Raw genomic sequence first — 8,657 nt, 5'->3', positions numbered from 1 at the left:
GTGGAGGTGCTGGAGCCCCGGGGAAGCCGTGGGGAGGGGCTTCGGCCTGCCGGGCTCTTGCAACAGGGGCTGAAATTTTCCGAAAGGTTACAAGCGTGTTGCAGCGGCTGTCAACGAATGGACATACGTCACTACGCTGGGTGACGTTTCCGGCACGCACGGCGGGCGGGCCGGGGGCCGTACACGCGCCCCGGCCCGGGACGGTTCGACACCCGCGGGGAGAAATTTTCCGCCTCGCTGATCCGCCCGCCGGGTAGGTCCGTACTGGAGGAGGGAGCAGGGTCGGCCGGCGGTGCGCCGCCGCGAGACGATCGAGGAGCAGATGGCCCCGGGACAGCAGAATCAGAAGGCGGCGAGCGTCCGGACCATGAGCACCAGCCGGGGGATGCGCGCCCGGTCCCGCCCGGCGGTGATCCTGTTGAGCGTGTCGGCGTTCGCCGCGGTGTGGGCGGTGACCATGCTCACCGGGTTGGCCGGGCCCGCGTACGCGTACGGGTTCTTCTTCACCGAGTTCTTCGCCGGGGTGATCGCCCTGGTCGCGCTCAGCCTCACCGTGATGATGGGGCTGCTGGCCACCGACCGGCTGGTGTTGCTGATCCGGCACCGGGTGCTGCTCCAGTCCGCGCACCGGGCCACCGGCATCCTCGGCGTCGCCGGGCTGGTCGTCCACGTGATCACGAAGATCGCCACCGGCCGGGCGGCGGGCACCGACGCCGTGGTGCCCTTCGTCGGCGGCCGGGGCCTCTACGTCGGCCTCGGCACGGTCGCCGCGCTGCTGATGGTGAGCGTGCTCTGGACCGGCGTCATCCGGGCCCGCTTCGCCGGCGTCGGTCCGAAGTGGCTCTGGCGGACGCTGCACTCCGCCGCGTACCTGTCGTGGCCGTTCGCCATCATCCACGGGCTCAACGCCGGCCGCCCGCCGCAGCCCTGGGTCGTGGTCAGTTACGTCGCCTGCCTGCTGCTGGTCGTGCTCGCCCTGCTGGTGCGGCTCTCGGTGAGCCTCGGCCGGCGCAGCCGGGAGCATCACCAGGCCGCGGCGAGGAACGAGGCCCTGGCCGGCCGGCCGGCCGAGGAGACCCGGGGTCGCGCCCTGCTCAAGGGCCTGACCCGCGGCCGTGCCGGGGCCGAGGAGCCGGACGGCCGGTCCGGCCGGGAGACGGGCTGGGCCGAGACCACGCTCGCCGGGACGTGGGCCGCGCCCGGCAGCCGCCGGCGCGACCCGGAGCGGTTCACCGTTCCGGTGGTGCCCGAGCCGGGTTCGCTGCGCGAACCGGTGCGGCCCAGTCGCCGCCGGCGCGAGGAGGACCGCCAGCCGGTGGCCGACCGGCGGGACGAGGGCCGGCCGGCCCGGCGCCGCGAGGAGGAGTGGGAGCCGGCGACGGCCCGGGACGACGACCGGCCCGCCCGCCGCCGGGCGGCGGCGGAACGGGAACCGGTGGCCGGACGGCGGTCGCGGCGGCGCGCGGAGGACACGGAGCCGGTGGTCGCCCGGCGAACCGAGGAACGTCCGTCGCGGCGCCGGGACGCGGAGCCCGCACCGACCGGCCGGCGCCAGCGCGACGACGAGGAGATCGGCCGGACCTCCCGCCGGGCGCGGGACGACGCCGACACCGGCAGCCGGTACTCGGCGCCGCCCCGGCGCCGATCCGCCGAGCCGGAGGAGCCCTGGGACAGCCCCCGCCGCTGGGAGACCGACGCGCCGACCTCCGCCGGGCCGATCTCGGGCGGGCCCATCTCCGCCGGGCCGGTGTCCGCCGGACCGATCTCGGGCGGGCCGATCTCCGCCGCGCCGCGCAGCGGCGGTGGCCGGCACAGCGCCGAGGAGGACGTGCCGGAGGAGCCGGACTACTGGCGACCGCCGGCCCGGTACGTGCCCGAGGAGATCCCCGCCGACGACACGCCGACCCTGGTCGACCTCGCCTCCCGCCGGGCCCGCCGGACCGCCGGCGAGAGCCGCCGGCGGCGCCGGGCCAACGCCGACGCGGTGGACGGGGCGTACTGGGCGGGGCTGCGGGGCGAGGCGAAGTGATGCGTACCACCGTGCCCCCGGTGGCCTGCGTCGGTGAGCCCCGGCTCACCGCCGGGTTCGCCGAGTTCGGCCGCCTCGACCTGCTCGCCCACGAGGAGGTGCACGGGCCGATCGGGCCGATGGAACCGGCCAACCTGCTCCGGCTCGCCGAGGGCATCCAGCTCAAGGGCAAGGGCGGGGCCGGCTTCCCGCTCGCCAGGAAGCTGCGCGCGGTGCTGGAGTCCTGCGAGCGGCAGGACCTGTCCGCCGTGGTGGTGGTCAACGCCACCGAGGGGGAACCGGCGAGCTGGAAGGACAAGGTACTGCTCACCCGGGCCCCGCACCTCATCCTCGACGGCGCCGCGCTGGCCGCGTACGCGCTGGACGCCGACGAGATCGTCGTCGGGGTGGCCGACGACGGGGTGGGCCGGGAGTCGCTGACCGAGGCGCTCCAGGAGCGCCGGATGCCGGTGCCCACCAGCATCGTCTCCGTGCCGCACCGGTTCATCTCCGGGGAGGGCGGCGCGCTGGTCAACGGGATCAACGGCCTGCCGCACATCCCGCCGGGCACCAAGAAGCGCTCCAGCGACTCCGGCGTCGGCGGGCTGCCCACCCTGCTCTCCAACGCAGAGACCTTCGCGCAACTCGCGGTCGCCGCCCGGCTCGGCCCGTACGAGTACGCCGCGCTGGGCACCGACGACGAGCCGGGAACCGTGCTGCTCACCGTCACCGGCGTGGCGAAGCGGCCGGCGGTGGTGGAGTGCGCCGCCGGCACCCCGCTGCGGGAGATCCTCGACCTGTGCGAGGTGCCGGACGGCCCGGGCATCCTGACGGGCGGCTACCACGGCAAGTGGATCACCCGGGAGGCGGCGGACCGGGCGGAGATCTCCCGCAAGGGCCTCGCCGCCGCCGGCGGCACGCTCGGCGCCGGCGTCGTCCTCCCGCTCGGCGCGGACACCTGCCCGCTCGGCGAGGCCGCCCAGGTGGTGCGCTACCTCGCCGGTGAGTCCGCCGGCCAGTGCGGACCGTGCAAGATGGGCCTGCCGGACCTGGCCCGGGCGGTCGACCTGGCGGTCTCCGGCAGCGCGCCGGTGGAGGTCGTCCGGGCGGCCGCCGGGGACGTGAAGGGCCGCGGCGCGTGCAGCCACCCCGACGGCACCGCCCGGTTCGCCCTCTCCGCGGTGGAGGTGTTCGCCGAGGACCTGCGGCTGCACACCACCGGCGAGGGGTGCGGCCGGCGGGTCAAGGGCGTGATGGGCCTGCCCGGCGCACCCGACCCGAACCCGCAGAAGCTCACCCTGGACTGGTCCCGCTGCGACGGGCACGGGCTCTGCGCCCACGTGGTGCCGGACTTCATCCGGCTCGACGCCAACGGTTTCCCCGCCTTCCCGTCCACCCCGGTGCCGACCTGGCTGCGGGAGGGCGCGCTGAAGGCGGTCAAGGTCTGCCCCGAACTCGCGCTGCGGCTGTCCAAGGCCGAGTAGCGATCCGTACCGAAGGGAGAGGCGGATGCGGATACTCCGCCCGCAGGTCCGTCCCGGGCGCCCGCCCCACCCCGCCGTCCGGCGCGCCGCACCGGCCGCCGTGCTGGTCGCCGCGCTGCTGGCGACGGCCGGCTGCGGCTCCGGCGGGGAGCCGGCCCGGCCGGCGACGGCCGCCACCGCGTCCCCACCGGCGGCCGGACCGGCCGCGGGGGGTGCCTCGCCGCCGGCCGTTCCGGCGGCGCAGGGACCGGTGACGGTGCCGGACACCCTGCGGTTCACCGCCCAGACCCTCGACGGTACGGCGTTCTCCGCCGCCGACCTGGCCGGCCGGCCGGTGGTGCTGTGGTTCTGGGCGCCCTGGTGCGCCACCTGCGCCAGCCAGGCGTGGACGGTGGCCGAGATCGCCCCGCGCTACCGCGACACCGTGCCGATCATCGGCGTGGCCGGCCTGGGCGAGCAGCGCGCCATGAAGGAGTTCGTCACCGAGTTCGACCTCGCCGGGGTGCCGCAGCTCGACGACCGGGCCGGCACGCTCTGGCGCCGGTTCGAGATCGTCGAGCAGAGCACCTTCGTGATCATCGACCGGGACGGGAAGGTGAGCCACCAGGGCTTCCTCGACGGTGAGGACCTCACCCGGCGGGTCACCGCGCTGGCCGGCTGATCCGCTCCGGTTGTGGCATCTCGCCCTAACCAAGCCGCCGGACACCCCGATATGCCGCATCCCGTGCAGGGGGGGCGAGGACGGCGGACGGTGGGTCGGGAGGCCCGACCCACCGTCGACGTCGGATCGGTCAGCGGGTGGGCGTGAGGCGGTCGGTGCCCATCCGGTCGCGGAGGACGTCGGGGATCAGCACCGAGCCGTCGGGCTGCTGGAACTGCTCCAGGATGGCCGGGAAGAGCCGGCTGGTGGCCAGCGCCGAGCCGTTCAGCGTGTGCACGAACCGGGTCTGCTTGCCGCCCGGCTCCCGGTAGCGGATGGCCGCCCGGCGGGCCTGGTAGTCGCCGGCCCAGGAGACCGATGAGACCTCCTTGTACTTGCCGGTGCTCGGCATCCAGACCTCGATGTCGAGCGTCTTGCGCATCGAGGCGCTGGCGTCGCCGGCGGCCAGCAGGCTGCGCCGGTAGTGCAGGCCGAGCCGCTCCACCAAGCTCTCGGCGTGGGTGAGCATCTCCTCCAGCGCCGCGTCCGCCTGCTCCGGCAGGGCGAACTGGAAGATCTCCACCTTGTTGAACTGGTGCCCGCGCACCGTGCCGCGCTCGTCGGAGTGCGACCCGGCGCTCTCCCGCCGATAGCACGGGGTGTACGCGAACGCCCTCAGCGGCAGCTTCCCGGTCTCCAGGATCTCGTCCTGGTACGCCCCGAGGATCGCCGTCTCCGACGTGGGCAGCAGGAACTGCCCGCGCGGGGCCGACTCCCTGTCCAGGTGGTAGACGTCGTCGTAGAACTTCGGGAACTGGCCGGCCGCGTAGCCGGCGCTGTCCAGCAGCAGGTGCGGCGGGAGCAGGAACTCGTAGCCGGCCGCGAGGTGCTGGTCGACGAACCAGTTGATCAGCGCCCACTCCAGCCGGGCGCCGAGACCCGTGTAGATCCAGAAGCCGGAGCCGCCGAGCTTGACGCCCCGCTCGTAGTCGACCAGACCCAGCGACCGGGACAGCTCGACGTGGTCGCGGACCTTCTCGATGGCCGGCGGCGTACCGAAGGTCTTGACCACCCGGTTGGCCTCCTTGCCGCCGGCGACGACGTCGTCGGCGGGCAGGTTGGGCAGCTCGCTCATCGCCCTGCGCAGCCGGGCCTGCACCTCGTCCAGCTGACTCTCCAGCTCGGCGAGCTGCTTGCGCTCGGCCTCGGGGGCGGTGACCTGCGGCTCGACGCCGGCCCGCTTCGCCTGCGCGTACGCCCGCGCCTCGGCCTTGCGGCGCTGCCGCTCGGCGTCGATCTCGCTGATCAGCGCCCGGCGCTCCTGGTCGAGCCGCTGGATCTCGTCCAGGGCCCGGGTGACCTCGGCGGGATCCAGTCGCTTCGCCAGCGCGGTCGCCACCGCCTCGCGATCCTTCCGGATCAACTCCATGTCGAGCATGCTGCTCCGTACGCCTCCGTCCGGGGAGTCGGGTGGATCCCCAGATGCTACCGTCGCGGCCCGGTCGGGCCCCGGCCCGGTCGCCGAAGTCCCGACCAGGCGAGGGCCGCGCGGGGCGCCGGCCGCGGGGCGGGCCGGGGCGGTCAGAGCCGGATCGGCATCAGGATGGAGAAGGCGTCTGCGTCGTCCGGCCGGCGGACCGCCAGCGGGGCGATCGGGCCGTCCAGCTCCAGCACGAGCTGCCCCCGGCCGCCGGCGTCGAGGGCCTGGAGCAGGTAGCCACCGTTCACCCCGACCCGGAACGCGTCCCCGGTCAGCTCGCCCGGGCCGACCAGCCGCACCCCGCCCCGGCCGTCCGGGCTGAGCACCGTCACGGTGACCGGGGCGCCGTCCTGCCCGCGACTGACGACCGGGGCGTCCACGCTGGTCAGCGCCGCGCGCAGCGCCGCCACGTCGACCGTCAACCGGTGCGCCGGCCCGTCGTCGGGCGCCGCCCGCAGCAGGCGCCGGTAGTCCGGGAAGTCGTACGGCAGGGCGGCGGCGTCGACCGTCCGGCCGGCCACGGAGACCGAGACCATGCCGGCGGCGGCGGTCAGGTGGGCCTCGGGGGTGATCCCGGCGCCGGTGTCGAGCAGAGCGCGCGCCTCGTCGACGAAGCCGGCCGGGGCGAGCAGGCGCACCGGCGGGCCGTCCATCTTCCCGCCGGCCCGGGCCACCGCCAGCCGGTGCCGGTCGGTGGCCACCAGCCGGACCCCGCCGTCGGCCAGGTCGAGCAGCACGCCGGTCAGCACCGGCAGGTCCGGGTCGGTGCCGACCGCGAAGCGGACCGCGTCCACCGCGGCGGCGAGTTCGGTGCGGGACAGGACGAGGCGGGTGGTCATCGGGAGCTCCTCCGGGCTGATCAGGGTGCGGATCCGGGAGAGCTCGCGGCGGGCGTCGGCGAGCCCGTCCTCCAGCCGCCGCAGGTGCGCGTCGAGCAGCCGGTGCACCTCGGCCGGTGCGGACCGCAGCGCGATGGCGATCTCCGCCACCGGCAGGCCGACCCGGCGCAGCCCGGCCACCAGCCGGGCCGGCGTCACCTGCTCCTCCCGGTACCAGCGGTAGCCGGTCACCGGGTCGACCAGGGCCGGCACCAGCACCCCGGCCGAGTCGTAGAACCGCAGGGCACTCACCGTCAGGCCGCTGGCCCGGGCCAGCTCGCCGATGCTGCGCAGGTCGCTCTCCACGCCGATGATCCTGTCGTCTCAACCTGCTTGAGGGTCAAGCCCGGGCGGCCCGGTTCGGGGGCGTCGGGGCCCCAGCCGGGAGCGCAGCCGAGGCCGATGCGGTCAGCGCGGCGCGTCCAGCACCCGGAAGGTGATCCCGGCCCTGACCAGCCGGTCCAGCAGGGCGTCGCCCATCGCGGCCACCGGGGTGACCTGCCCGGCGGTCGGCGGCAGCTCGTCCAGCGCCAGGCAGAGCGCCGACTCGGCGAGCATCTTCGCCGTCTCGTCGTAGCCCGGGTCGCCGCCGGACACCTCGGTCAGCACCCGCCGGCCGCCGCCGACGCCGACGAACCGCACCCGGAACCACGACTTCGCCCGCTGCTGCGGCGTCGGCCCCTGCCCGGAGGAGAGCCGCCTCAGCAGCCAGCGTCGGGCCGGCGGCAGCTTCACCAGCCCGACCACACCCCCCAGCGCGGCCGCGCCGGCCAGCACGGTGGGCAGCCGCTTCACCGCGGCGAAGTGCCGGTAGCGGAAGTCCGGGCCGTACTCGGGGCGGGCGGCCGCCGAGCGGCGGACCACCTGCGGGTCGATGGTGGGCAGCGGCACTGTCCACACGCCCAGCTCCTTCGAGCGGGCGACGCGGCCCGGCACCGCGCGGACGCGACGGTCATCCGGCCGGGGTTCGACCTGCCGGCGCTCCCGCGCCGCCCGGGACATCTGCTTCGTCCGGGAGAAGGCCGTCAGCGCCGAGTGGTACGTGCCGGCGGAGAACCGCCCGCCGGCCCGGACCAGACCATCGACGGTGACCGGCACGCCGGCCGGGAGGTGCTTGAGGGTGTACCAGACCCCCAGGTCGTACGGGATCGAGTCGAAGCCGCAGGTGTGCACGAGCCGGGCCCCGGTGCGCACCGCCTCGGCGTGGTGGCGTACGTACATCAGGTCAACGAACTCGGGCTCGCCGGTGATGTCCAGGTAGTCGGTGCCGGCGCGGGCGCAGGCGGCCACCAGCGGCTCCCCGTGGTGGACGTACGGGCCCACGGTCGTCGCCACCACCCGGGCGCTCTCGGCCACCGCCCGCAGCGACCCCGGGTCGGTCACGTCGGCGGTGAGCAGCGGCAGCCCGGCCAGCGCCGGGTCGATCGCGGCCAGCCGGTCCCGGACCGCGGCCAGCTTGCCGGGATTGCGCCCGGCCAGCGCCCAACGCAGCCCGGCCGGCGCGTGCCGCGCCAGGTACTCGGCGGTCAGCCCGCCGGTGAACCCGGTGGCCCCGAACAGCACGATCTCGTACGCCCGCTCCTCACCCATCCGCCGAGTCTGCCACCCGCCGCGCCGGGCTGGCAGGGGGCGCCGCCCGCCTCATCCCGGCGGCTCCGCCGGGCGGTCCAGCGCGGAGCGGTCCGCGCGGAGCACCTCACCGGTCTCGGCGAGCTGCTTCACCTGCCGCAGCGCCGCGCGGATCAGCAGCCCGGGATCGTCGCCCAGCAGGTGGGCGACGATCCCGGTGGGCGTCGCTCCGGCCAGCGGGCGGGCGGCGAGTTCACAGCCCCGGCACCCGGGGGCCGGCCGCACCTCGACCTGGATCGCGCCGCCGAGCCGGCGCAGCGGCTCCGGCCACCGGCCGCCGGGCAGCACCTCGCCGGGCGCCCGGCCGACCGTCACCACCTGCCAGCGTCCGGGCCGCCCGGTCGCGCCCGTCGCGCGGGGCCAGCCCGCCCGTCGCCGGACAGCCAGCGCCCCCAGCGCCGCCCCGACCGCCGCGCCGGGCTGCCGCTGGCCGTGCACCGGCTGCGGCTGGCCGGGGAGCTGACCGAGGTCGGCCCGGATCAGCTGGCCTTCTCCGGCGACGAGGTGGCCGACCTGCTGGCCGCGCACGGCGTGATCC

The 8,657-nt window shown here is 75.9% G+C and carries 7 protein-coding genes; 3 read left to right on the top strand and 4 right to left on the bottom strand.

Annotation, left to right across the window (positions count from 1 at the left end; translation table 11 throughout):
* Positions 1 to 367 precede the first annotated feature (367 nt).
* From C1I99_RS25735 to C1I99_RS25725, 3 genes are read left to right on the top strand one after another with little or no spacing between them, the layout of a single operon-like run.
* Positions 368 to 2,029, top strand: a complete 1,662-nt coding sequence (locus C1I99_RS25735) for a ferric reductase-like transmembrane domain-containing protein (protein WP_233512710.1) — start codon at positions 368 to 370, stop codon at positions 2,027 to 2,029.
* Positions 2,026 to 3,492 (top strand): NADH-quinone oxidoreductase subunit NuoF family protein, encoded by a 1,467-nt coding sequence (locus C1I99_RS25730; RefSeq protein ID WP_111136772.1) that lies wholly within the window; start codon positions 2,026 to 2,028, stop codon positions 3,490 to 3,492. Before C1I99_RS25735 ends, C1I99_RS25730 begins: the two co-directional genes overlap by 4 nt.
* Positions 3,493 to 3,517: 25 nt before the next feature.
* Entirely contained in the window at positions 3,518 to 4,153 is a 636-nt protein-coding gene (locus tag C1I99_RS25725; protein ID WP_111136771.1) for a redoxin domain-containing protein, read from the top strand.
* Positions 4,154 to 4,283: 130 nt separating this feature from the next.
* Here the strand turns inward: C1I99_RS25725 and serS are convergent, their stop codons facing one another.
* From serS to C1I99_RS25705, 4 genes are all read right to left on the bottom strand, one after another.
* Positions 4,284 to 5,570, bottom strand: coding sequence for a serine--tRNA ligase (serS, locus tag C1I99_RS25720; protein WP_111136770.1), 1,287 nt, complete (start codon positions 5,568 to 5,570; stop codon positions 4,284 to 4,286).
* Positions 5,571 to 5,713: 143 nt separating this feature from the next.
* Positions 5,714 to 6,784, bottom strand: coding sequence for a DNA polymerase III subunit beta family protein (locus C1I99_RS25715; RefSeq protein ID WP_111136773.1), 1,071 nt, complete (start codon positions 6,782 to 6,784; stop codon positions 5,714 to 5,716).
* A gap of 114 nt (positions 6,785 to 6,898) precedes the next feature.
* On the bottom strand, positions 6,899 to 8,080 hold the full coding sequence (locus C1I99_RS25710; RefSeq protein ID WP_111136769.1) for a saccharopine dehydrogenase family protein: 1,182 nt from the start codon (positions 8,078 to 8,080) through the stop codon (positions 6,899 to 6,901).
* Between the two features lie 51 nt (positions 8,081 to 8,131).
* Positions 8,132 to 8,557: an SRPBCC family protein gene (locus C1I99_RS25705; RefSeq protein ID WP_111136768.1), complete on the bottom strand. Its 426-nt coding sequence runs from the start codon at positions 8,555 to 8,557 to the stop codon at positions 8,132 to 8,134.
* Between the last annotated feature and the right edge of the window lie 100 nt (positions 8,558 to 8,657).

Origin of the sequence: Micromonospora deserti (assembly GCF_003236335.1) — a bacterium.
Lineage (GTDB): Bacteria > Actinomycetota > Actinomycetes > Mycobacteriales > Micromonosporaceae > Micromonospora > Micromonospora deserti.
The sequence above is the reverse complement of the archived record's forward strand: the minus strand, read 5'-3'. Positions and strand labels throughout refer to the sequence as shown.